Origin of the sequence: Nonomuraea fastidiosa (assembly GCF_042751225.1) — a bacterium.
In the GTDB taxonomy this organism is placed as follows: domain Bacteria; phylum Actinomycetota; class Actinomycetes; order Streptosporangiales; family Streptosporangiaceae; genus Nonomuraea; species Nonomuraea fastidiosa.
Genome location: NZ_CP170570.1, coordinates 289,917 through 314,185, shown reverse-complemented (window position 1 = coordinate 314,185; position 24,269 = coordinate 289,917). Strand labels below are relative to the sequence as shown.

General features: G+C 70.5%; 18 protein-coding genes and 1 pseudogene. 6 read left to right on the top strand and 13 right to left on the bottom strand.

The window, feature by feature from the left end; genetic code table 11:
* The first annotated feature begins 187 nt into the window (after positions 1-187).
* On the top strand, positions 188-1,456 hold the full coding sequence (locus ACFMQL_RS01410) for a sensor histidine kinase (protein ID WP_378784245.1): 1,269 nt from the start codon (positions 188-190) through the stop codon (positions 1,454-1,456).
* 2 nt (positions 1,457-1,458) lie between these two features.
* On the opposite strand, the gene ACFMQL_RS01405 is transcribed toward ACFMQL_RS01410, so the two are convergent.
* The gene (locus ACFMQL_RS01405) at positions 1,459-2,430 is read right to left on the bottom strand and encodes a zinc-binding dehydrogenase (protein ID WP_378784243.1); all 972 of its coding nucleotides are present in this window, start codon (positions 2,428-2,430) and stop codon (positions 1,459-1,461) included.
* A 178-nt stretch (positions 2,431-2,608) separates the two neighbouring features.
* On the opposite strand from ACFMQL_RS01405, the gene ACFMQL_RS01400 reads away from it, so the two are divergent.
* Positions 2,609-3,136: a GNAT family N-acetyltransferase gene (locus ACFMQL_RS01400; protein WP_378784241.1), complete on the top strand. Its 528-nt coding sequence runs from the start codon at positions 2,609-2,611 to the stop codon at positions 3,134-3,136.
* A gap of 8 nt (positions 3,137-3,144) precedes the next feature.
* Here the strand turns inward: ACFMQL_RS01400 and ACFMQL_RS01395 are convergent, their stop codons facing one another.
* From ACFMQL_RS01395 to ACFMQL_RS01385, 3 genes are read right to left on the bottom strand one after another with little or no spacing between them, the layout of a single operon-like run.
* Positions 3,145-3,687: a TIGR00730 family Rossman fold protein gene (locus tag ACFMQL_RS01395; RefSeq protein ID WP_364066446.1), complete on the bottom strand. Its 543-nt coding sequence runs from the start codon at positions 3,685-3,687 to the stop codon at positions 3,145-3,147.
* Positions 3,688-3,711: 24 nt separating this feature from the next.
* Positions 3,712-4,806, bottom strand: a complete 1,095-nt coding sequence (locus tag ACFMQL_RS01390; RefSeq protein WP_364066443.1) for a zinc-binding dehydrogenase — start codon at positions 4,804-4,806, stop codon at positions 3,712-3,714.
* 24 nt (positions 4,807-4,830) lie between these two features.
* The gene (locus tag ACFMQL_RS01385) at positions 4,831-5,751 is read right to left on the bottom strand and encodes a LysR family transcriptional regulator (protein ID WP_364066440.1); all 921 of its coding nucleotides are present in this window, start codon (positions 5,749-5,751) and stop codon (positions 4,831-4,833) included.
* A gap of 68 nt (positions 5,752-5,819) precedes the next feature.
* On the opposite strand from ACFMQL_RS01385, the gene ACFMQL_RS01380 reads away from it, so the two are divergent.
* The 4 genes from ACFMQL_RS01380 (at position 5,820) to ACFMQL_RS01365 (ending at position 14,212) form a co-directional block, all read left to right on the top strand.
* Positions 5,820-7,373, top strand: a complete 1,554-nt coding sequence (locus ACFMQL_RS01380) for a sensor histidine kinase (protein ID WP_378784239.1) — start codon at positions 5,820-5,822, stop codon at positions 7,371-7,373.
* Positions 7,374-7,908: 535 nt separating this feature from the next.
* The gene (locus ACFMQL_RS01375) at positions 7,909-9,801 is read left to right on the top strand and encodes a cellulose binding domain-containing protein (RefSeq protein WP_378784238.1); all 1,893 of its coding nucleotides are present in this window, start codon (positions 7,909-7,911) and stop codon (positions 9,799-9,801) included.
* Between the two features lie 269 nt (positions 9,802-10,070).
* Positions 10,071-13,538, top strand: a complete 3,468-nt coding sequence (gene rpoB, locus ACFMQL_RS01370; protein WP_364066433.1) for a DNA-directed RNA polymerase subunit beta — start codon at positions 10,071-10,073, stop codon at positions 13,536-13,538.
* A gap of 86 nt (positions 13,539-13,624) precedes the next feature.
* A complete protein-coding gene (locus ACFMQL_RS01365) occupies positions 13,625-14,212 on the top strand; it encodes an AAA family ATPase (RefSeq protein ID WP_378784236.1) in 588 nt (195 codons plus the stop codon).
* A 5-nt stretch (positions 14,213-14,217) separates the two neighbouring features.
* Here ACFMQL_RS01365 and ACFMQL_RS01360 read toward each other — a convergent pair whose 3' ends face one another.
* The 9 genes and pseudogenes from ACFMQL_RS01360 to argG form a co-directional block, all read right to left on the bottom strand.
* Positions 14,218-15,426, bottom strand: a complete 1,209-nt coding sequence (locus ACFMQL_RS01360; RefSeq protein ID WP_364066425.1) for an MFS transporter — start codon at positions 15,424-15,426, stop codon at positions 14,218-14,220.
* Positions 15,427-15,647: 221 nt separating this feature from the next.
* Positions 15,648-16,166, bottom strand: a complete 519-nt coding sequence (locus tag ACFMQL_RS01355) for a hypothetical protein (protein ID WP_378784235.1) — start codon at positions 16,164-16,166, stop codon at positions 15,648-15,650.
* Positions 16,167-16,402: 236 nt separating this feature from the next.
* Positions 16,403-17,017: pseudogene (locus ACFMQL_RS01350) on the bottom strand (nucleoside hydrolase); the annotation flags it as partial.
* Positions 17,018-17,033: 16 nt separating this feature from the next.
* The gene (locus ACFMQL_RS01345) at positions 17,034-17,408 is read right to left on the bottom strand and encodes a hypothetical protein (RefSeq protein ID WP_378784233.1); all 375 of its coding nucleotides are present in this window, start codon (positions 17,406-17,408) and stop codon (positions 17,034-17,036) included.
* A 412-nt stretch (positions 17,409-17,820) separates the two neighbouring features.
* Positions 17,821-18,999: a glycosyltransferase family 4 protein gene (locus tag ACFMQL_RS01340; RefSeq protein ID WP_378784232.1), complete on the bottom strand. Its 1,179-nt coding sequence runs from the start codon at positions 18,997-18,999 to the stop codon at positions 17,821-17,823.
* A complete protein-coding gene (locus ACFMQL_RS01335) occupies positions 18,996-19,865 on the bottom strand; it encodes a sulfotransferase (protein WP_364066412.1) in 870 nt (289 codons plus the stop codon). Before ACFMQL_RS01335 ends, ACFMQL_RS01340 begins: the two co-directional genes overlap by 4 nt.
* 382 nt (positions 19,866-20,247) lie before the next feature.
* Positions 20,248-20,607 carry an ATP-binding protein gene (locus ACFMQL_RS01330; RefSeq protein ID WP_364066409.1) on the bottom strand — a complete coding sequence of 120 codons (360 nt, stop codon included), beginning with the start codon at positions 20,605-20,607 and terminating at the stop codon, positions 20,248-20,250.
* A 156-nt stretch (positions 20,608-20,763) separates the two neighbouring features.
* Positions 20,764-21,564 carry an SAM-dependent methyltransferase gene (locus ACFMQL_RS01325; RefSeq protein WP_364066406.1) on the bottom strand — a complete coding sequence of 267 codons (801 nt, stop codon included), beginning with the start codon at positions 21,562-21,564 and terminating at the stop codon, positions 20,764-20,766.
* A 940-nt stretch (positions 21,565-22,504) separates the two neighbouring features.
* Positions 22,505-23,971, bottom strand: coding sequence for an argininosuccinate synthase (gene argG, locus ACFMQL_RS01320; protein ID WP_364066403.1), 1,467 nt, complete (start codon positions 23,969-23,971; stop codon positions 22,505-22,507).
* Between the last annotated feature and the right edge of the window lie 298 nt (positions 23,972-24,269).

Sequence of the window (24,269 nt, the reverse complement as noted above, 5' to 3'; positions counted from 1 at the left end):
GGAGGTCTGCTTGACGGACAGGACAAGCACATCAGCCGGAACCCCCTCGCGTCGTTCCCGCGTACGCCCCAATGCAGGTATAGCCAGGGGTACCGTTTCTTGACACGCGCCGTGACCGAAACGCACTGATCCGTGTAGGCTGCTCCCGGTTCGACGATGATCTCGTGCATCCGGTGAGGAGGAGCACATGCCGGCCACGACCGGGGGACATCGGCGGCTGAAGCTGCGGCGCGCCGCGTTCGCCCGGGGCCGGCTCACCATCGACGCGCTTGAGCGGCTCGCCACCGGGTTCGGCACCGCCGTGCTCGCGCTGCTCACCGCGCTGCTGGTGCTCATCATGCTGCTCGGCTGCCTGATCGGCCTCGGCGGCAAGCTGGCGCCCCTGGCGCTGCGCGGCCTGCGCCAGGCGGCCGACCGCGAGCGCCGCCGCCTGTCCGAGTGGGGGCCCGACCTCGTCGAGCCGGGGCCGCCGCTCGACCGGCTGAAGCCCGCGCTGAGCGACCCCACGGTGCGGCGCGAGGCGGCCTGGATGGTCGTGCACGGCACCTTCGGGCTGCTCGTCGGCCTGCTCGGGCTCACCTTCCCCATCCACGCCGTGCAGGACGCGACCTTCTGGGCCTGGTGGTGGCTGGTGCCGTCCGACGAGGCGGCGACCGCCGCACTGGGGCTGTGGATCGTCGACGACCTGCCCAGCGCGCTCGCCGTGATCCTCTTCACACCCGGCCACCTCGCGGTCACCGTCGCCGTCTCGCCGCTCCTCGCCCGCCTGCAGGCATGGCCGGGCAGGCGGCTGCTCGCCCCCGACCCTGACGCCGACCTGGCCCTGCGGGTGGCGCACCTCACCGCCACCCGCGCCGCCGCGCTCGACGCGCACGCCGCCGAGCTGCGCAGGATCGAGCGGGCCCTGCACGACGGCGCCCAGAACCGGCTGGTCACGGTCAACGTGCTGCTCGGGGCGGCGCTGCGGGCGCTCGAACGCGACCCCGCGACCGCCAGGGAGCCGCTCGAACGCGCGCAGAGCGCCGCCGAACAGGGCCTCGCCGAGCTGCGCCAGGTGGTACGGCAGATCCTGCCGCCCGTGCTGACCGACCGGAGCCTGCCCGACGCGCTCGCCGGGCTCGCCGCGTCCTGTCCCGTCCCCTGCCGGGTCGACGCCGACGTGCCGGTCAGGGCCGCCGCGTCGGTCGAGGCCACCGCCTACTTCGTGGTCGCCGAGGCGCTGACCAACATCGCCAAGCACAGCGGCGCCGCCCGCGCGGCCGTGCAGGTGCGCCGCTGCGGCGACCGGCTGTATCTCCAGGTCGTGGACGACGGGCGCGGCGGCGCCGACGCGCGCGCGGGCTCCGGCCTCGACGGGATGCGGGGCCGGGTCGAGGCGCACGACGGCACGTTCAAGGTCTCCAGCCCGCCGGGAGGGCCGACCGTCGTCCGGGTGGAGCTGCCCTGCGGCGTGTGAGGTCAGCTCCCCGCCGCGGTGAGCACGATCCTGCCGAACACCTCGCCCGCGTCCATCGCGCGGTGCGCCTCCACAGCCCGCTCCAGGGGCAGCACCCCGTGCACCACGCCGGCCAGCTCGCCCCGGCTCGCGGCGGCGAGCTGCTGGGCGGTCACCTCGCGCCGCTCGCCCTCGGGCACCGTGGCCGCGCTGAAGGTGGCGAACGACAGCGACCGCTGGAACGCCGTGAGCAGCTCCATGCCGAAGTCCGCGGGCGGCGGGCCCGCCACGGTGCCGACCACCACCATGCGGCCGTTCGGGTTGAGCCGGGTGAGGAACGCGGGCAGCCCGGGACCGGCGACGACGTCGATGATCACGTCGTACGTTCCGGGCGCGTCCGGGTCGCCGCCGCCTGAGCGGTCGAGCACGTGCGTCGCGCCGAGCCCGCGCAGGCGTTCGCCGCGTTCCCGCGATGAGGTCGTGACGGCCACCACGCTCGCGCCCTGCCGCGCGGCGAGCTGCACCGTCATGATGCCGAGGCTTCCTGCGGCACCGCGCACCAGCACCGACTCGCCGGGCGCGAACCGGGCGTGCCGCAGGCCGAAGTGCGCCACCACGCCCGCGCCGCCGAGCGCCACGGCGTCCACGGCGTCCAGCCCACCGGGCAGGTGGTGCAGGGCCGTGACCGGCACGGCGACCTGCTCGGCATAGCCGCCGCCCACTCCGGTGGCCGCCCACACGCGCCGCCCCACCCACGCCGGATCCGCCCCCGGGCCGACCGCCGTCACCGTTCCGGCGATCTCGCCGCCGGGGATGTGGCCGGGCTTGAAGCCGTACGCGGCGAGCGCGCCGCTGCGGATCAGCACGTCGGCGCCCGCGACGCCGGTGGCCTCGACCGCGACGAGCGCCTGCCCCTCGCCGGGGACCGGGGCGGGCAGCTCGACGACCTCCATGCCCTCGGGCGGGCCGAACTCCTGGATGACCACTGCTTTCACGGGTCTCGCCTTCCTTCATCGCGCGCATGCGCGGGCTTAGCGGACGATGTTATTCCGCTTAATCAGCTTACCGGACGATGCCCTTCCGCTTATCCGGGGGCTGGAGGGAAAATGCGTTGTCCCTCGTCATGGCCGGTTGGTAGACCTGGCGTTCTCCGACGATGAGGGGGATGTCGCGATGCTCACCGGTGCGCTCGTCCGGCTGCGGGCCCTGGAGCCCGCCGACAGCGAGGCCATGTGGCGCTGGTACCACGATCCCGAGGTCGGCCGGTGGATGGACGCCGGCCCGCCCATCTCGCTGGCCCAGAACATGGAGAAGGGCCAGAACCGGCCGCGCAACACGTTCGAGCAGATGCAGCTCGGCATCGAGACCCTGGAAGGGCAGAAGTTCATCGGCTACGTCGCGCTCGGCGACACCGACTTCGTGCGCGGCGAGGCCGTGCTGCAGAGCGTCGCCATCGGCGACCCCGGCTACCGGGGCGGCGGCTACGGCACCGACGCCGTCCGCGTGATAAGCCGCTACGCGTTCGAGGAGATGGGCCTGCACCGCCTGATGCTGTGGGTGGTGGCCGACAACGTGCGGGCGGTGCAGGCGTACAAGAAGGTGGGCTTCGTGGAGGAGGGACGCCGCCGCGAGGCGTTCCGCGCCCGCGGCAAGCGCTACGACTACCTGATGATGGGCCTTTTGGAGCACGAGCTGAAGTAGCCCGTACGTCAGCTCCGCAGGCCGGCCCGCTCCTCCAGATAGGCGAGGGCGCCGACGGCGTCCTCGGCGAAGAACACCAGCTCGGTGACGGGGACGGGGAGGAAGCCCTCGGCCTCCATGCGCTCGAACTGCTGCTTGAGCCCGTCGTAGAAGCCGGCCGTGTTGAGCAGCACGACGGGCTTGGCGTGCATGCCGTGCTTCTTCAGCTCAAGGATCTCGGTGGCCTCGTCGAGCGTGCCGCTGCCGCCCACCATGACGACGAACGCGTCGGCACGGGCCAGCAACCGCGCCTTGCGCTCGGCCAGGTCACGAGTGATCACCATCTCGTCGGCGCCGGGACGGGCCAGGTGGGCGAGGAACTCGACCGAGATGCCCACCAGCCGCCCGCCCGCCTCCTGCACGCCGTCGGCCATCACCTTCATCAGTCCCGAGTCGGAGCCGCCCCACACCAATGTGTGGCCGCCCTCGCCGATCAGCTTCGCCAACTCGCGGGCGGGCACGGTGTAGCGGTCGTCGAGGTCGGCGGCGGAGCAGAAGACGCAGATGTTCACGCCGGCCACTGTACGCCCGTGCGCTCACGGCACGATCAGCGCTTTGACCACCCGCTGAGCCGCCACGTCCTCCAGGGCGCGCTGCGCGTCGCGCAGGGCGTACTCGCCGCTGACCAGGCTCGACCACGGGAACAGCCGCTGGTAGCGGGCCAGCACCTGCACGCCGCGCCACAGGTGCCCGGCGTCGCTGCCCCAGCAGCCGCGCAGCTCCAGGTGGCGGCGGTTGAGGTCGCGGTGCGGGTTGAACGTGGCCTCGCCGGTGTCGGTGTACTGGCCGGCGACGACGTACCGGCCGGCATCCCGGGTCAGGCGCATGCCCTGCGGCACCGCCGACGGCACCCCGGTGGCCTCGATGGTGACGTCCGCGCCCCGGCCGCCGGTCACGTCCATGATCGTCTCCAGGCGCTCGTCGGCGGTCATGGCGGCGATGTCGAGCACGAGGTCGGCGCCGAGCCGCGCGGCCGCGTCCAGCCGCACCCGCGAGCCGCCGATCGCGATCACCTGTCCGGCGCCGCGGAGCTGGGCCAGCGCCACCGCGCACAGTCCGACGGGGCCGATGCCCTGGACGACGACGGTGTCGCCGTACGCGATCTCGCCGAGCGTGGCCGCGTGCAGCGCGGTCGGCAGGCCGCAGCCGCCCGCCAGGAACGACCGCCAGTCCAGGTCGGGCGGCAGGGCCACCACGTGCACGCCGGGCTTGAGATGGATGTACTCGGCCCAGCCGCCGAACAGCCCCTCGTCGGCGGGCATCGTCACCCCGTACACCTTCCGCTCCGGGCAGCGGGTGGTGGCGTGTGCGACCGTGCAGAACCAGCAGCGGCCGCAGGTGCCGTGCACGTCGTGGAAGGTGACGGTCTGGCCGATCTCCAGCTCCTCGCCCCAGATATCGTGCGCCGGCGGCCCCGGGCCCAGCTCGGCCACCTTCCCCACGCTGATGTGCCCGGGAATGATCGGGTACGGCACGCCGGCCAGCCGCCCCTCCCACAGGTGCACGTCGGTGCCGCACACCTCGCTGCCGAGCGTCCTCAGCAGCACCGCGCCGGGCTCCAGGTCGGGACGCTCGTACGAGCGCGGCTCCAGCGGCGCCCGAGGCCCCGGCATGACGACCGCAGAGATCATCCGGTCTCCCTTCCGCCAGGTCCGCTATCGGCGCCGGCCCGTGGCCGCGACGGCCCTGTCCACGGGCTCTCGCGGCAGGCCGTCACCGGGCGGCACGGAGCCGTACAAGCTGCGGATCATCGCGAGCAGCGCGGCGAGGTACGGCGGCGGGTCGTCCTTCCACCAGGCCAGCAGTACCTGGACGTGCGGCGCGTCGGTGACGTGGCGGTAGGCGACCCCGGGGCGCGGGTTCTGGTTGGCGGTGGACTCCGCGGTCACGCCGACGGCCTGGCCGCAGGCGATGACCGTGAGCCACTCGTCGACTCCCTGCACGGTTCTGATGGCCGGGCGCGCGTCCGGCGGCCATAGCTCGGGCGTGGCGGTGCCGGTGCGCGGATCCAGCGCGACGGTGTAGCGGGCGAGCTGGTCGAGCCGTACGGAGCGGCGCCTGGCGAGCGGGTGGTCGGTGTCCATGGCGGCGTAGCGGGCCTCGCAACCCACCAAGGCCACCTCGAACCGGTCGTCGACGAGGGGGCGGCGGAGGACGGAGACGTCGGCGACGCCTTCGGCGAGGCCCGCCGTGGCCGTGTTGGAGTGCACGAACACCAGCGGCAGCCACGGGTAGGCGGCGGCCCACGCCTTCATCAGGTGGCGGGTGTGCTTGCCCAGGGCGCCGAAGGCATAGCCGAGCCGCAGCTCCGAGTACGCCTCCTGGGCGATTCGTTCGAGCCGGGCGACCTCGTCGAGCACCCGCCGCGCGCGGGTGACGAGCCGGGCGCCGGACTGCGTGAGCTTGACGCTGTTGTTCGAGCGTTCGAGCAGCCGGGTGCCGAGCGTGCTCTCCAGAGCGGCGACGGAACGGGAGACGGCCGCCTGCGAGCAGCCGAGGAGGATCGCCGCGTCGGTGAAAGTGCCCGCGTCGACCACCGCCACGAAGGCGCGGAGGTGTCGAAGCTGCACGTCCATGCGCCTAGCGTATAAACCCGACAAAAGGCGTATTGCATAACAAACGTCATAATTTGGACACTGGGGTCATGCCGAGGTCATGGAAGGGCTCCATCCGAACCAGGTACACGGTGATCGCCGCCGTGTTCTCCTTCGTCGTGTACTCCGCGCTCGGGGTGGCGCTGGATCTGGCCGTGCGCCACCACCTGGAGACCGCCGTGTTCGAGAAGATGGAGCGGGCGGCCAGCCAGTGGAGCGCGGCCGCGCACCATGGCGCCCTGGATCGCCCCGTTCCCTCGTACGAGCCGATCGAGCTCATCCAGATCGTCGGCGCGAACCACCAGGTGAAGGCCGCCGGCCGGCGCGCCTCGCCGACCGTCCCGCTCAGCCTGCGGCGGCCGCCGCCCAACGACCGGTTCCAGCGCTACGTCGAATGCGACGAGGGCACCGGCTGCCTGGCCCTGATGGCCGTCCGGCTGAGCCCCGACGAGGAGTCGTGCGTCGTCTACGCGGCCGCGCACGAGCCCGGGCTGCTCGTCGGGCACCGCCTGGAGCTGCTCATCGGCGGCGTGATCGTCTTGTTCACGGGCATCACGGCGTACCGGACCTGGACCGTGGTCGGGCGCACGCTGCGGCCGGTCGCCGCGATCAGGTCGCGCATGTCCGAGATCACCGTGAGCGACCTGAGCAAGCGCGTCCCCGTACCGGACGGCGACGACGAGATCGCCGAGCTCGCCACCACCGCCAACCAGACGCTCGCCCGCCTGGAGGACGCGGTGGAGCAGCAGCGCCGCTTCGCCTCCACCACCTCGCACGAGCTGCGCACCCCCATCGCCGGGCTGCGCGCGCTGCTTGAAGAGGCGGTCAGCTACCCCGACGACATCGACCCGCGCGAGACCATCCGCGACGCCCTCACCAGCACCGACCGGCTCGCGGCCATCGTGGACGACCTGCTGGCGCTGGCCCGCCTTCAGGTCGGCGAGCCCGTGCCGCCCGAACCCGTCGATCTCGGCGAGCTGGCCCGCGCCGAGATCGCCGCGCTGCCGCGCCGCGTGCCCATCGCGGTGGACGCGCCCGAGGGCGTCGTCGTACTCGGCTCGCGCGTGCAGCTCGCCAGGGTGCTGAACAACCTCATGGCCAATGCCCAGCGGCACGCCGGCTCGGGCGTCGAGGTCACGCTGACCGCGCAGGACGGCGAGGCCGTGCTTGCGGTCACCGACGACGGCCCCGGCGTCGACCCCGCCAACCGCGAACGCATCTTCGAACGCTTCGTCCGCCTGGAGGACGGGCGCCTGCGCGACCCCGGCGGGAGCGGGCTCGGCCTGGCGATCTCCCGCGAGATCGCCTGCGCTCACGACGGCTCGCTGCGCGTCGAGGACTCGCCGAAGGGCGCGCGCTTCGTGCTCCGCCTCCCGCTGGCCGATCCGGAGAAGCCGACCTGCCAGGAGGAGCGGCCCTCCCCGGAGGAGGAGTCCCGCTCGGGGGAGGGGTCCCGCTCGGGGGAGGGGTCCCGCTCGGGGGAGGGGTCCCGCTCGGGGGAGGGGTCCCGCTCGGGGGAGGGGTCCGGCGCCGAGGATCCGGACGAGTGGTCCGGCCCGGAGGACCCGGACGAGCCGCCCGCCATGGCACAGTCCGGCCGGTAGGGCTCCGCCGTGGAGCGCGGCCCGCCTGCCCCGCCCGCCGATGCGCCCCGCCTGCCCCGCCCGCTGATGCGCCCCGCCTGCCCGGCCTGCCGGTGCGGTCCGGCTGTCCCGCCTGTCGGTGCGGCGCTGCCGTCCCAGCCTGCGGGTGCGGACCCGGCCCCAGCGCGTGCTCGGTCACTGGGGCCGAGCAGGCAGAGCCGACACGAGGGATCGGGCAAGGCTGAGCAGGGGATGGCAGCGGTCGCCCGGCCGAGGAGTTCTGGCAGCGTTTCTCGCCTGCTCGGCCCCGCCTGCTCGGCCCCGCCTGGGGCGAATCGTCCCCTACCGAGAGCGCCGCACTGGGCCTCCGTGGGGGCGGCTCTTAAGCCTTAATTTCACCTAATTTCCGATAATTTCGGCGTCCAACGGCTCGTTCTACCAGTTCAGGGCGATGAGGCGTCTGAGAAGACCCGAAACATTTCGGCCGATGATTGACACCTTTCGGAGGCGTTCGCACACTGATCGCCAACTACCCCACCCGGAAGGGAGCCCTCTAGTGATCACCGGCTTGGCCCGCTCCAAGATCAGGTTAAGGATGGTCGCGTCGGCGCTGGCGGCCATGCTCGCGGCCGCGGGAGCGGTGGCGACGATCCCGGCCGAGGCGCACGCGGCCTCGGGAGTCGAGAACGAGGGCGCCGACTGCCAGGTCCCCGGCCTGCCCGACGAGGGCTCGCTGCCCACCGTCTCCCGGCTGCCCGACCCGTTCACCAAGCTGGACGGCACCCGCATCACCGGCAAGTCCGACTGGCGCTGCCGCCGGGAGGAGATCAAGAGGCTGGCGGAGAAGTTCGTCTACGGGGAGAAGCCGCCCAAGCCGTCCAGCGTCACGGGCACGGTGTCGCCTACCGGCATCATCGTCAATGTCTCCCACAACGGCAGGAGCGCCTCCTTCTCCGCGGGCGTCGATCTGCCGAGCGGCAACGGCCCCTTCCCGGCCGTCGTCGTGCTCGGCGGGTTCGGCGCCGACACCGCCGCGATCAAGGCGGCGGGCGCGGCCGTCATCAGCTACGACCCCCTCGCCGTCGGCAGGGAGGGCACGCCGCGCGACAACAAGCAGGGCGCCTTCTACACCATCTACGGCGCCAACAGCTCCACCGGCATACTCGCCGCCTGGGCCTGGGGCGTCAGCCGGATCATCGACGTGCTCGAACAGTCGGGCGGCGGCATCCTGCGGGCGGACGCGACCGGCGTCACCGGCTGCTCGCGCTACGGCAAGGGCGCGTTCGTCGTCGGCGCGTTCGACCAGCGCATCGCGCTGACCATGCCGATCGAGTCGGGCAGCGGCGGCGTGGCCGCCTTCCGCGCCATCCCCGGTGAGAGCGGCGCCCAGCCGCTGAGCAGCGCCTACTCCGAGCAGCCCTGGCTCGGCGACGCGTTCGGCTCGTTCACCGGCAGCCCGGCCCGGCTGCCCGTGGACACCCACGCGGTCATCGGGATGATCGCGCCGCGCGGGCTGTTCATCATGGACAACCCGCACATCGACTGGCTCGCCGCCAGGTCCGCGAGCGTGGCCGCGCTGGGCGGCGCCGAAATCTACAAGGCGCTCGGGGCGGAGGGCAACATCACGTACTGGTCGGCCGTGCAGGACGGCACCCACTGCGCGAGCCGATCGGAGTGGCGCACGCCGCTGCAGCAGAACATCCAGAAGTTCCTGCTCGGCACCGGCAGCTACACCGGCTCGATGCGGATCGCCGCCAACAAGAGCGGCAACCTGGCCGAGTGGCGCGACTGGCAGACGCCCACCCTCGGCGACGGCGGCGGCGATGACGACACCACGCCGCCCACCGCGCCGACCGGCCTGGCGGCGGCGGACACCACCGCCACCGGCACCACCCTCACCTGGACGGCCGCCACCGACGACACCGGCGTGGCCGGCTACGACATCCTGCGCGCGCCGGGCGCGAGCGGCGGCACGTTCACCCAGATCGGCACGTCCGCCACGACCTCGTACGCCGACACCGGCCTGACCCCCGCGACCACCTACCGCTACCAGGTCAGGGCGCGCGACGCCGCCGGCAACGCCTCGCAGGTCTCCAACACCGTGCAGGTCACCACCCAGGAGGGCTCGGGCTCGCCGGAAGGCGGGTGCACGGCGGTGCCGACCGTGCAGACGCAGTGGAGCACCGGGTACGTCATCCAGCCGCTCACCATCACCAACACCGGCACCGCGACCATGAACGGCTGGACCGTCACCTTCACCCTGCCCGCAGGCCACCGGCTCGCCGGCTCCTGGAACGGCACCGCGACCGTCAGCGGCCAGACGGTGACCATCAGGAACGTCGCGCACAACGGCACCCTGGCGCCCGGCGCCTCCAACGGCAGCGTCGGATTCCAGGCCGACCGCCCGAGCGGCGACACGAGCCTGCCGTCCGGCTACACCTGCGCATAAGCCCTGGTCCCCCTCGGCCCGCCAGGCAGAAAACGGGCCGAGGGGGACATGACACGAACGCCGGGGTCTGTTGACGGGCCGTCCCCGTCGTGACATAGTGAAAGCGGCACGGAGGGTTGACTTCCCCTTAGTGGTGGACATTCGTTTCTCATCTGCGTTAATCTACTGCCCTCACGCTGCCGTGACGTCCCGCTTTCGCCTTAGTGATCGACGGGTCGTTTGGCATGCGTGGAGCTCTGCCCCATCCGTGCCATCCGGAAGGACCTCTGTTGGCAGTCTCGCGCACCGCCTCCGCCGCGTTCACCGGGCCCCGTCGCGTCTCGTTCGCCCGTATTCACGAGCCTCTCGAAGTCCCGCACCTCCTCGCGCTGCAGACCGAGTCGTTCGACTGGCTGGTCGGCAACGACCGATGGCGCGCCCGCGTCGAGGCGGCCCGCCAGGCCGGGCGGTCCGACGTACCGCTCCAGTCGGGCCTGCAGGAGATCTTCGACGAGATCAGTCCCATCGAGGACTTCTCGGGGACCATGTCCCTGTCGTTCCGCGACCACCGGTTCGAGCCGCCCAAGCACTCCGTTGACGAGTGCAAGGAGAAGGACATGACCTTCTCCGCCCCGATGTTCGTCACGGCGGAGTTCATCAACAACACCACCGGTGAGATCAAGAGCCAGACGGTGTTCATGGGCGACTTCCCGCTCATGACCCCGAAGGGCACCTTCATCATCAACGGCACCGAGCGCGTGGTGTCGTCGCAGCTCGTCCGCTCGCCGGGTGTCTACTTCGAGCGCACCGTCGACAAGACCTCCGACAAGGACCTGTTCGGCTGCCGGGTCATCCCCTCGCGGGGCGCCTGGCTGGAGTTCGAGATCGACAAGCGCGACAGTGTGAGCGTCCGCGTCGACCGCAAGCGCAAGCAGCCCGTCACCGTGCTGCTCAAGGCGCTCGGCTGGACCAGTGAGCAGATCCTCGAGCGCTTCGGCCGGTTCGAGGCCATGCGGGCCACGCTGGAGAAGGACCACACGATCGGCCAGGACGACGCGCTGCTCGACATCTACCGCAAGCTGCGGCCTGGCGAGCCGCCGACCAAGGAGTCGGCCCAGGCCCTGCTCGAAAACCTGTACTTCAACCCCAAGCGCTACGACCTGGCCAAGGTCGGCCGCTACAAGGTCAACAGGAAGCTCGGCGTCGACGCCGACATCACGGTCGGCACGCTGACCGAAGACGACATCGCCGCGATGATCGACTACCTGCTCCACCTGCACGCGGGTGAGGAGTCGATGCCGGGTGCCCGCGGTGACGTGGTGGTCGAGATCGACGACATCGACCACTTCGGCAACCGCCGCCTGCGCAGCGTCGGCGAGCTGATCCAGAACCAGGTCCGCCTGGGTCTCGCCCGCATGGAGCGGGTCGTGCGCGAGCGCATGACCACGCAGGACATCGAGGCGATCACGCCGCAGACGCTGATCAACATCCGCCCGCTGGTGGCGGCGCTGAAGGAGTTCTTCGGCACCTCGCAGCTGTCGGGCTTCATGGACCAGATCAACCCGCTGTCCGGGCTGACCCACCGCCGCCGCCTGTCGGCGCTCGGCCCCGGTGGTCTGTCGCGTGAGCGGGCCGGCTTCGAGGTCCGTGACGTGCACCCGTCCCACTACGGCCGGATGTGCCCGATCGAGACCCCTGAAGGCCCCAACATCGGTCTCATCGGCTACCTCGCCTGCTACGCCAGGATCAACCCGTTCGGCTTCATCGAGACGCCGTACCGCAAGGTCGTCGACGGCAAGGTGACCGACCAGATCGACTACCTCACCGCCGACGAAGAGGACCGTTTCGTCATCGCGCAGGCCAACACGGCGCTCAACCCCGACGGGTCGTTCGCCGAGCGGATGGTGTCGGTGCGGCGCAGGGGCGGCGAGTTCGAGCTGGCCAGGCAGGAAGAGGTCGACTACATCGACGTCTCGCCGCGCCAGATGGTGTCGGTGGCCACCGCGATGATCCCGTTCCTCGAGCACGACGACGCCAACCGGGCCCTGATGGGCGCCAACATGCAGCGTCAGGCCGTGCCGCTGATCAAGGCCGAGGCGCCGCTGGTCGGCACCGGCATGGAATACCGTGCCGCGACCGACACCGGTGACGTGATCCTCGCCGAGCAGGCGGGCGTGGTCGAGGAGGTGTGCGCCGACTACGTCACCACGCACAACGACGACGGCACCCGCACCACGTACCGGATCGCCAAGTTCAAGCACTCCAACCAGGGCACGAGCTTCAACCAGAAGCCGATCGTGTCCGAGGGCGACCGGGTCGAGGCCGGTCAGGTGATCGCCGACGGTCCCTGCACCGACCAGGGCGAGATGGCGCTGGGCAAGAACCTCCTGGTGGCGTTCATGCCGTGGGAGGGCCACAACTACGAGGACGCGATCATCCTGTCCCAGCGGCTGGTGCAGGACGACGTGCTCTCCTCGATCCACATCGAGGAGTTCGAGGTCGACGCCCGCGACACCAAGCTCGGCCCTGAGGAGATCACCCGCGACATCCCCAACGTGTCGGAAGAGGCGCTCGCCGACCTCGACGAGCGCGGCATCGTCCGCATCGGTGCGGAGGTCGTCCAGGGTGACATCCTGGTCGGCAAGGTCACCCCGAAGGGTGAGACCGAGCTGACCCCGGAGGAGCGGCTGCTGCGCGCGATCTTCGGTGAGAAGGCCCGCGAGGTGCGCGACACCTCCCTGAAGGTGCCGCACGGCGAGCAGGGCAAGGTCATCGGCGTGCGGCTGTTCTCCCGCGAGGACGGCGACGAGCTGCCGCCGGGCGTCAACGAGCTGGTGCGCGTCTACGTCGCCCAGAAGCGCAAGATCACCGACGGTGACAAGCTGGCCGGCCGCCACGGCAACAAGGGCGTCATCGCCAAGATCCTGCCGATCGAGGACATGCCGTTCCTGGAGGACGGCACCCCGGTCGACATCATCCTCAACCCGCTGGGCGTTCCCGGCCGAATGAACGTCGGTCAGGTCCTGGAGACACACCTCGGCTGGGTGGCCGCACGCGGCTGGGACATCTCCGGCATCGAGGAGGAGTGGACCGCCCATCTCAAGCAGAACGGCCACGAGAAGGCCGAGCCGTGGACGAAGATCGCCACCCCGGTCTTCGACGGCGCGGGCGAGGACGAGATCGTGGGCCTGCTCGGCAACACGCTCGTCAACCGCGACGGCGACAGGCTCGTGCAGCCGACGGGTAAGGCGCAGCTGTTCGACGGGCGTTCCGGCGAGCCGTTCCCCTACCCGATCGCGGTGGGCTACATCTACATCCTGAAGCTGCTGCACCTGGTGGACGACAAGATCCACGCGCGGTCCACCGGCCCCTACTCGATGATCACGCAGCAGCCGCTGGGCGGTAAGGCCCAGTTCGGCGGCCAGCGGTTCGGAGAGATGGAGGTCTGGGCCCTTGAGGCCTACGGCGCCGCGTACGCTCTGCAGGAGCTGCTGACCATCAAGTCCGACGACGTTCTCGGCCGAGTCAAGGTCTACGAGGCCATCGTCAAGGGCGAGAACATCCCCGAGCCGGGCATCCCCGAGTCCTTCAAGGTCCTCATCAAGGAGATGCAGTCGCTGTGCCTGAATGTCGAGGTGCTCTCCAGCGACGGCATGTCCATCGAGATGCGCGACGCCGACGAGGACGTCTTCCGCGCGGCGGAAGAGCTCGGTATCGATCTGTCCCGGCGTGAGCCGAGCAGCGTGGACGAGGTCTGATCGAGCCCCCGGGGGTGGGCACGCCATCGGGCACGCCGGTGGGTGCGCCGGTGGGTGCGCCGCCCACCCCCGCGATCACCACGCCTATGACGCGTTTCATCCTCACCGGCACCCCCGGCGCGGGAAAGACCACGATCCTGCACGGCCTGGCCGCGCGTGGCCACGCCACCGTCGAGGAGGCGGCCACCGCGGTCATCGCCGCCGAGCAGGCGCGCGGCGATGCCGAGCCGTGGACCCGCCCCTCGTTCATCGGCAAGGTCGCCGAGCTGCAGCGGCGCAGGCAGGAGCAGGCCGGGGGCGGGGTGCGGTTCTTCGACCGCTCGCCGGTGTGCACCCACGCGCTCAGCACGTACGCCGGCCACCCCGTGCCGCCCGCGCTCACCGCCGAGATCGAGCGGATCACCCGCGAGCGGGTCTACGACCGGCACGTGTTCTTCGTCCGTAACCTCGGCTTCTGCGAGCCGACCGACGCCCGCAGGATCAGCTTCGAGGAGTCCCTGGAGTTCGAACGCCTCCACGAGGAGACCTACCGGGCGTTCGGCTACCACCTCATCGACGTGCCCGCCGGGCCGCCGGACGAGCGGATCGCGCTGGTCGAGGAGACGGCGTACCGGCTGGCGGACGGCGCGGGCTGCCCCGCCCGCTCTCAGCCGTCATCACGGGTGCTCTTCTGACGTCATCACGGGGTCACCGGCACCGCCTGGCGGACCGCGGGGGAGAGCCACGACAGCGCGAGCGCGGTCAGCGCGGCGGCGAACGCGGTCAGGATCGGCAGCACGGAGGCGACCTCGTACAGCGCGGTGCCGAGCAGCGGGCCGACGATGAACGTGGCGCCGATCGTCGCGTTGATCAGCCCCGCCACCGAGGCGTGCTGTCCCGGCTCGGCCACCAGGGTCGGCGCGGCGGTGAAGCCGGGCGCCGCCAGGCCGAGCCCCAGCCCCAGCACCACGAACGAGGCGACGATCAGCCAGAGCGTGTTCGCCGCGGCGAGCAGCGCGAAGGCCACGGCCGTGATCGGGGCGCCCACCCGCATCAGCCGCAGCACCGGCCAGCGCAGCACCGGGATGAGCGCGCCCTGCACGGCGACGAGGATCAGCCCGGCCGCGACCAGCGTGACGCCCACCGCCCCGGCCGTCTCCTGCGGTCCGAGGTGCAGGCGGTCGGATACCAGGAAGCCGACGATCACCTGCACCAGGCCGAGCGAGAGGTAGAGGCAGAAGCCGATCGCGAGCAACGGCCACATGCGCGCGTTCCAGGGACGCAGCTTCGCCGGGGGCCGCTCGGGCGGCGGGTCCTGCGCCGCCGCCGGCGGCCGTACGGTGGCCAGCACCCACACCGTGAGCAGCAGGCACACCACGGGCGCCAGATAGACCGGCAGCATGAGCGAGACCACGGCAAGCGCGCCGCCCCCAGCCGGTCCGAGCACCAGCGAGAGCCCCTGAGCCGCGCCGATCAGGCCCGTGGCGCGGGTGCGCTCATCCTGAGTGCTGGTGCTCGCGGCGGCGACGGCGAGCGTGGCCACCGGCAGCGCGGCCAGCCCCGCGCCGAAGACGAGGCTGCGGGTGACCAGCAGCAGGCCGAACAGCAGCGGGGACGACAGGCGGCCGTCGAGCCCCAGGGCGGCGACGACCCCGAACCCGGTCATGCCCGCCGTCGCCAGGCCGAGCCCGCACAGCAGCACCAGGCGTAATCCGAGCCGCCGCAGCGCGAGCCCCCACAGCGGGCTGGCGACGGTCAGCGCCGTGGCGGCGGCGGTGACGACGAGGCCGAGCTGGGTCTCGGTCAGGTGCAGCTCGCGGGAGAGCGGGGCGAGGACGGGGGTCAGAAGTTGCTGGGCCGAGAAAACCACCAGGACGGTGAGAAGTAACGGGATCAGGGCCTTGCGCACCAGATGTCCTTTCTCCGAAAGGTCAGGGACAGCGTACGTGTGCGCAGGAATAACGACAATCATTTCCCGACATGATGGTGTTAGTCAGCACAGCCCCATTTCCCGATTTTTCGTGAAACGGGGTTTTTCATTTGGTGCGAAAACTCAGGGCTTGCGGACCGCCAGGCAGACCGCGTTCCGTGCCCCGCCGCGATGCCGTGACGGGGTGGCAACCACCGAGATCACGTCCTGAATGACCTGATCGACGTGGACGCCAAGGGGAGCAGGGACATGAGCGGGTTCACGAACCCTCCGATGATCGACACGCCGGCCGCGCCCAGTGAGCCGGCCGCCGGTCCCGCCGCTATCTGGCCGAGTGGTAAGGCCGCGAACGAGCCGAGATCGTCGTGGGAGGCCACACGGGAAAGCGCCCTTTCCGGTACTCCATGCTGGAGAGCCGTCTCCCAGGCGACGGCGAGGGCTCCGGATCCCAATCCTCCTATTGCCGCGCTGAGAATGAGCAGGGGAATGCGAGCGTGAAATCCGATGGCGATAAGGGGCGGGCACGTCAGTGCGAACGCGATCCGCCCGAAGACGAGAGGCGCCCGAACCGTCAACCGGTACATGGCGATGCTCATGGCGAGCACTCCGGCGGCTCGCGCGCTGAGCGCCGTTCCCCCGGTGACCGCGCCGAACGTGCCGGCGGCGATGCTGGGGCCGATCACCCCCAGACACCGGCGGAGATGCAGTTCGACACGCACGACGTGCACACGATGACCCATAGCCAGGTGGTGCGGCGGAAGATCCGCCGCCCTTGCGTGACCGGAGCCATTGAGCCGCCCATCAAGGAGGCGGCGCGTGGGATGAAGAAGAGACGGAACGACCGCTGTCGAAGAGGCGTGGACACTAAGACTTTCCTCCACGCCGGTCGATCTCGCCGTCCATCGACGCATCGTCATCGAGGGACGGCGGGCGATCGATCTTGTCCCTGCGCTTCTCAGCGGCCGTTCAGCACGTCGAGGAAACGCTGCTCGAAGGCGGCGGTGCCGGCCGTCGTGGCGTACTGGATCAGGCGTCCGGTGGGGGAGAGCACCGTCCGGCCGGCCGAGGGGCCGTCCGTCACGACGTCGATCCTGCCCCGCGCGAATCCGACGTGCCCGGGGCGTACGGCGCTCATCGCGGCCAGCGGGTCCCACCAGTAGAGCAGCCGGTCGGCGATCAGCGGCCGCACCGCGGGATGCGTGACGATCTCCAGTACGGTGTCCGCGGCCGGCGTGCCGTGGTCGGCGGCGAGCCGGTCGAGGAACGCGTCCGTGATGAGCACCTCGTTGGCGGCGTCCAGCGACACCATCCTGAACACGCCCGTGCCGCGCGTGACCACCGACCGCGCCGCTCCCGGGTCGAGCCAGTAGTTGAACTCCTGCGTGCCGTCGAACTCCGGCGGTGTGCCGCAGCACAGGTTGCCCGGCACGTGCACCGCACCGCCCATCGAGGTGAGCCGGGCGGGGGAGTGCGGCAGCGCGGCGGCCAGGTTGGTCAGCGGCCCCGTGGCGATCACCTGGATCCCGGGGTCCTCTCTGACGAGCTGCCTGATCAGCTCGGGCGCGCGGGTGCGCGACGGGCTCTCGTCACCGGCGGCAGCCCGGCGTCGCGGCCGTCAGCACCCGGTCGAACAGCTCGCGGAGATCGGCGGGGAAGGAGTGAGGGCCGGTACGGGAGTCGTCGGCGATCGCCACCCCGCGCAGGCCCAGGCGGTCGGCCAGGCACCTGGCGTGCCTGATCGCCCGGCCCGGCAGCCCCGCGCCGGCGCTCGTGACCGTGATCGCGCGCAGCTCGATGCGGCCCGCCCGGTGCTCCTGGGAGAGGTACGCGAGCGTGGCCGCGTCGTCGAAGTCCATGTCGGTGTCGAAGATGACGGCGGGCGGACGGGGGTGGGCCGCCGCCGGTGTCGTGAGGGAGGTGAGGGTGAGGGCCAGGGTTAAGACGAGCAGGAGACTTCTCATGGCGCTCCCGTGGTCGGAGACGTTGACGTCCAGTTGAACCGAGCGCGATCGGCTTGTGGAGGAGCGATCCGGAGCGGCCCGAAGTCACGCCCGCCCGCCCGAACGCCGACACCCAGGCCGGACTGAGTTTCGGACATCGCCTGGCAGGCGGGACATCACCGGTCAGACAGGATGTTGTCGGGCAAGCGGGGTATCGTCGGGCAGGCCGGCGGCAGATCAACGCCCGGCCCAGGCGGCGACCACACGGTCACGCGCCAACCCGCGCTGCCGGTGGCCGGGGCGTGGCGGTTCGCTGGGCCGGGTGCGTCACGCTCCGGCGCGCGCTCCCAGCGGACGGGAGCGCGTCGGCACGCTGGGCTTGGCGCTCTGCCGGTGGGGAAGCGCACCGGGAGGCAGGACCGAGCGCCGGACGTCAGCGGGTCGCCCAGGCGGTGTCGTCGAGCGGCCGGCCCGCCTCCAAGGCGGCGAAGAGCTTCTCCCAGAGCGGCATCACGACCTCGGGCGTGTAGCCGTGGGCGGTCTCCGCGGCGGCAGTGCCCAGGCGGAGGCGCAGGTCGCGGTCGCCCATCACCTGGCTGAGCGAGCGGGCGAGCGCGTCGACGTCTCTGGGCGGCACCAGGATGCCGTCCTTGCCCGGGGTGAGCACGTCGGCAGGACCGGTGGGGCAGTCGAAGGCGACGATCGGCAGGGCGTGGCCCATGGCCTCGATCATGGCCATGGGCAGTCCCTCGATACGCGAGCTGAGCGCGTAAATCGACGCCTTCGCCAGCTCTTCGTGAATGCGGTTGCTACGCCCCATGAGCTTGATGCGGTCGCGCATGCCGGTCTCGTCGATGCGCTCCTGCAGCCGCTCCTTCGACGGCCCCGTTCCGAAGATGCGCAGCTTCCACCCCGGATGCTCGGCCGCCGCGGCGGCGAACGCCGGGATGAGCATGTCGAAGCCCTTCTGCGGCACCAGCCGCCCCACCGCGATCACGACGGGGTTGCTCTGGTCGGAGTGCTTGCGACGGTCCATGCTGACGGCGTTGGGGATGCGGACCACCGGCGTGCCGGGCACCAGCTCGCGATATTCGCGGCGGCTGGTCTCGGTGAGGACGGCGATGGCGTCGAAACGGCCGTAGTAGCGGCCGATGTGCTCGCGCACCGCCTCGTGGTAGGAGGCGAGGTTCATGTGCTCCTGCGCGACCCTGATCACGCCGCCCGTGGCGCGGCGGGCGGAGATCAGGTTGAGCGCGGGGCGGGTGGTGACGAGGATGCCGTCGCGCAGGCCGGAGACGTAGTCGATGGCCGCGCCCTCCACGCGTTCGGTGAAGTATTCGGCGGCGAACTCGCCGTACGGGACGATCTTGCCCCTGGCGCGCCGCCACACCTTGCGCACCAGCGAGTCGGTCGCGATGCCGTCGCGCTGGTCGACCAGCGTGGCCAGCCGCACCCGCGGGTCGAGGGCGAACTGCGGCTCGTCACGGCGGCGGACCACGCTGATGATCTCCACGTCGTGGCCCGCCTCGGCCATCGCGCCCGCCTGGTTGAAGACGGTACGGATGGTGCCGCCCATGCCGTACGCGTGCAGCAGCATGTAGCGGATCTTCACGAGAGGTACTCCCAGGTCCGGCACATGTCCTTGAGTACGTCCGGGATCTCATCGGGGGAGGGCAGCTCGCGCCCTCGTTGCACGGTGCCTGACTGGATCTTGTCCTTCCAGTCGCCAAGGCCCTTGACGACCACCTCGGGCTTGCCGTACGTGAGGATCTGCGGTGACCAGGGCACCGACAGGAAGTCGCAGATCTCGCGCCCGACCTTCTCCGGCTCCGCGGTCAGCTCCTCGTAGCGCACGGTCAGGCCCGGCAGGGCCTTGCGGGCCCGCTGCACGGCCTTCATGTAACGCAGGGCGTCGGCCGCGGCCTCCTCGCGGGTGCGCTTGCCGGGGCTGGCCTCGTACCAGGAGGCCGCGATGGAGGCGGGATGGCGCAGCAGGAACACGAACCGCGCGTCCGGCCAGCAGGCCGCGAGCCGCTCGTACGCGAACGCGTTGGCCGGGGTCTTCTCCACGATGAACCGCTTGCCGCTGCGTACCAGCTCGCGGTGGAGCACGCGGTCCCACAGCAGATGTTCGAGGTCGGCCTTGTTGTGCCCGAGGGCTTCCATGGCCTTTTCCGCCAGCGAGGTATCGAATTCCACGCGCAACCGGCGCACGTGCAGCTCATGAGGGGCGTGCAGGTCGGGGTGTGCGTTGAGCATCGCCCGCAGCAGCGTCGAGCCCGACCGTACCGGCGAGATGATGAACACCGGCTGCTTGACGAGGCGATCGGTCTCCGGATCCGCGGGTGGCCGGAACGGCGTCTGCGGCCGCTTCTGCGGAGCGGGTTTCGACGGCTTTTGTCCCGCTTTCCCTACTCGGTTGAGCTGGAATCCTGTGTACCTGGCCAGCGCTCCGTTGATAGTGCGCTGCCACTTCATGCCGAGCGAGGCTACCTGTCTTACCTGGGGATTGCCTGAAGGATGGAAAGGGGTCTCCTGCAGCTTACCCGCTCGTCACACAGGCGCGGTTTCGCCTGGTCAGGGCCTCTGGTTCGTCAAGGGGCAGGGCCTGTGGCCGGTGGAAGGTCAAGGCCGCTGGGCGGTCAGAGGCCGGTGCGTCCGGCCGGTCAAGGGGGGCCGATCGGTCGGGATGTCCTGCCGGTCAGGTTGGTCGGGATGTCCTGCCGTCAGGCGGCTGTAGGTCAGGGCGGCCTGTCGATCAAGGCGTCCGGTCGGGCGCGGCGCCCAGCCGGGCAGATGGCCCGGTCGGTCACTGGGTGCGTCTGGCCACGGGGTGCGTCTGGTCACGGGGTGCGTCTGGTCACGGGGTGACCGCGAACCACACCACCTTGCCGTTGTCGGTGGCCGTCACGCCCCAGTCGTCGGCTATCGCGCCGACGATCTGCAACCCCCGCCCCGAGATCGCGTCCATGTCCGCCGGCCGCAGGCGCGGCATGCCCTCGCCGGGGTCGAAGACCTCCCCGTACACCTGGCCCTCGCGCTTCTCCAGGCGCAGGGCGTAGGCGGAACCCCCGTAGCGTACGGCGTTGGTGACCAGCTCGCTCACGATGAGCAGGCAGTCATCGACGACGTGCGCGAGTCCCCAGTCGGTCAGATCGGTCCTGATCAGCTCCCGCGCCCTGCTGACGCCCGACGGGACGGAGGGCAGAAGGTACTCCACCGTGTGCACCGGTGGCGCCGACAAGGACCCTTGTCGGAGGGCCATACGCATCACATCTCTCGGGTCTTGGGAGCGCTCCCAAACCCACGATAAACGTTCGGCCTCACTCTTGGGAATGCGCGCCGGAAAAGTTTGCCAAACGAGACTTGCGGCGTATCAGGGGATGCGGGCGACGGCGCCGTAGTTGCCGGACTTGCTGGGATCCTCTTGGCAGGCGAGATCGTTGCCCAAAGGCCGCCACTCCGGCACCCAGACCAGGCCGGGCGCCACCAGATCGAGCCCCTCTAAAAGAGCCGCCACCTCTTCCCGTGACCGGACCGCCAGGTGCGGCAAGGTCATCGCGAGCGTGTCGCTGATGGCGGGCAGCAGCTCTTGTGGGACGCCGTCGAACGTGGTGTGCAGTAGAGCCAGAAAACTACCGGCGGGAGCCGAGTGACGGAGTCGCTTGATGACATAGTGGGCATACTCCTCATCGTGGAGGCTGTAGGCCGACAACAGGAGCACCGCCACCGGTCGTTCCCAGTCGATGAAGGTCGTGACGACGTGATCGCTCAGGATCTCGTCGATCTCCCGTACGTCTCCCTCCACTACTCGCACCAAATCCGTGAACGGCTCGATGGTGGCCTGGGCCAGGGTCACCACCATCGGGTTGTTCTCGACGTACAGCACTCTGGGGTACGGGCAAGCGGCGTGTTTCGCCATGTCATGCAGCCCCTGACCGGCGGACAGGCCGCTCGGAATTCCACTGCCGACGATCACGAATTGATCCACTTCTTCCTGGACCGCCAGATAGCGGATCACCCGCGAGCAGAATTCCAGCACCGCACGGGCGGCGTTCGTCAGGGCGGGGGCCGCTTGATCGAAATGGCGCACCGCGTCCTTGTCGGCCTGGAAGTTGTTCTTCCCGCCGGCGGCAGCGTCGAAGATACGCGTGATCCTGGCCTGCGTGGTCTCCAACTTCGCCAAATTACGGACGGCACGCTGGTGCATGAGCGTTGCCCCTTTCCCCTCGCCGCTGACCCTTTTTCGCGGTAAGCGATCTTTGGACCTCACTCAGGACTCGAACCATATGTTCCAACAATTCCAGTCAATGACAACCCGATAGACCCGTTATCTTGGGAAATGTTTGTGACCAGAATCATCGTGGCAAGAAGCACTGAGTGCGGCGCGATGCCCCGAATGTCGGCGCTCCCGCGAGTGATAGCCCTGTGAACAGGGCGGACGCGGATATCGCCCCCCGGACGGCCGGTCGCCGGCCCCTCTGATAAGCCGAGCCGAGCCCGCCGCGCCGGGGTCCTTCAAGGCCAAGCCAGGTTAGCTGCGCTGCGCCGCCGGAGGGGGCTGATTGTGGAGGGATGGTTTAGCTCAGGGTCGGCTGCGCCAAATGTCTGCACCGGGGGTGACTGTGGTGGATGTGAAATTCGGGGCGAAGGGGGTGGACGCCAGCCTGTCCCGCTCGGTGGTCCCGCTCAGCCGGCCGCCGAACGGATCCCCTCGGTGACCAGTTCGACCCGCGCGCGGTCGGACAGGTGGGTTGCGATGAATCGCCTCGCCTGGTCGTTCGGGTCAGTGGGCGGCTTGAGGAAGGTTGCGTGTCGCCGTCATCGGCTGCGGCGGTGGGCTTGCCGGGCGGCATGTGCGGCGGGCCGTGCCGGCTCTGTCGCTTGGAGCGGTCGGACCGGCCGTCGGGAGCACGAAGCCGCTGCCGGCTGGGCTCACCAGCGCGCGCAGCCGGACGCGGGACGGCCGGGCTCCCGTGGGAACCCGGCCGGTGGTCGGTGACCGAGCCCGAGCGGAGGTCGATCGGGCTGGGCCGCTGATCGACGTCAGCGGCGCTGATCGGTGTCCGGATCTCGAGTGAAGGTCCGGGCCGGGCTCAGGGCGAGCCCGGCCGGAGTCAGTCGGTGCCGGACTCCATGGCGGCGTGGTCGAGCATCTCGTCGTCCTCCGGGACCTCCGAGCGGGAGATCGCGTCGCCGCGCGCGGCGATCGCCTCGGCGCCGCCCTCCGTCAGGGAGCCGATGAGGCCGCTGGCGGCCGTCTGCGTGGTGCCGAGAAGCGCCTGGTGGGGGCTGCCCACCATGCCGAGCCCCGCGTACTGCTCCAGCTTGGCGCGCGAGTCGGCGATGTCGAGGTTGCGCATGGTGAGCTGGCCGATGCGGTCGAGCGGGCCGAACGCGGCGTCCTCGACGCGCTCCATCGACAGCTTGTCCGGGTGGTAGCTGAACGCCGGGCCGGAGGTGTCGATGATCGAGTAGTCCTCGCCGCGCCGCAGGCGCAGCGTGACCTCGCCGGTGATGGCCATGCCGACCCAGCGTTGCAGGGACTCGCGCAGCATCAGCGCCTGCGGGTCGAGCCAGCGGCCCTCGTAGAGCAGCCGGCCGAGCTTGCGGCCCTCGGTGTGGTACGCGGCCACGGTGTCCTCGTTGTGGATCGCGTTGACCAGCCGCTCGTACGCCGCGTGCAGCAGCGCCATGCCGGGAGCCTCGTAGATGCCGCGGCTCTTGGCCTCGATGACGCGGTTTTCGATCTGGTCGGACATGCCGAGCCCGTGCCGGCCGCCGATGGCGTTGGCCTCGAGCACCAGGTCGACGGCGGAGGGGAACTCCTTACCGTTGATGCTGACCGGGCGCCCGCGCTCGAAGGCGATGGTGACGTCCTCGGTCGGGATCTCGACCTCCGGGTCCCAGAAGCGCACGCCCATGATGGGCTCGACGATCTCGATGCCGGCGTCGAGGTGCTCAAGCGCCTTGGCCTCGTGGGTGGCGCCCCAGATGTTGGCGTCCGTGGAGTACGCCTTCTCGGTGCTGGCGCGGTACGGCAGGTCGCGGGCGAGCAGCCACTCCGACATCTCCTTGCGCCCGCCCAGCTCGCTGACGAACTCGGGGTCGAGCCACGGCTTGTAGATGCGCAGCGACGGGTTGGCGAGCAGGCCGTAGCGGTAGAACCGCTCGATGTCGTTGCCCTTGAACGTGGAGCCGTCGCCCCAGATCTGCACGCCGTCGTCGAGCATGGCGCGCACCAGCAGCGTGCCCGTGACGGCGCGGCCGAGCGGGGTGGTGTTGAAGTACGTGCGGCCACCGGACCGGATGTGGAACGCCCCGCAGGCCAGCGCGGCCAGGCCCTCCTCCACGAGGGCCTCCCGGCAGTCGACCAGGCGGGCGACCTCGGCGCCGTACGCCGTCGCGCGCCCGGGCACCGAGGCGATGTCGGGCTCGTCGTACTGGCCGATGTCGGCGGTGTAGGTGCAGGGCACCGCACCCTTCTCGCGCATCCACGCGACCGCCACGGAGGTGTCGAGGCCGCCGGAGAAGGCGATCCCGACCCGTTCGCCTACTGGGAGGGAGGTGAGCATCTTGGACACGAGTAGAAGTATATACACACCAATGCATGATCATTCAAAGCCTGCCCCATGAAATGGCGTGACTGAGGCGTGTCATGCCTGGTCAGGGGTGGTTTATTGCGTTTTGTGGCCCAGTCGCAGCCGAGGGTGACCGGCCCGTCCGGCGCGGCGATCTCCGGTGCCGGCGTCAAGCCCGTGCCGCGGCGCGGCAAAACTTAAAGCAGTTGCTTGACTTACGTTCACCGGCTTGATTTTCTGAATCTGCCCGAATCTGACAAGACCGGGTCAGGGTGTGTCAATCCTCATGTGAGAGGTGACC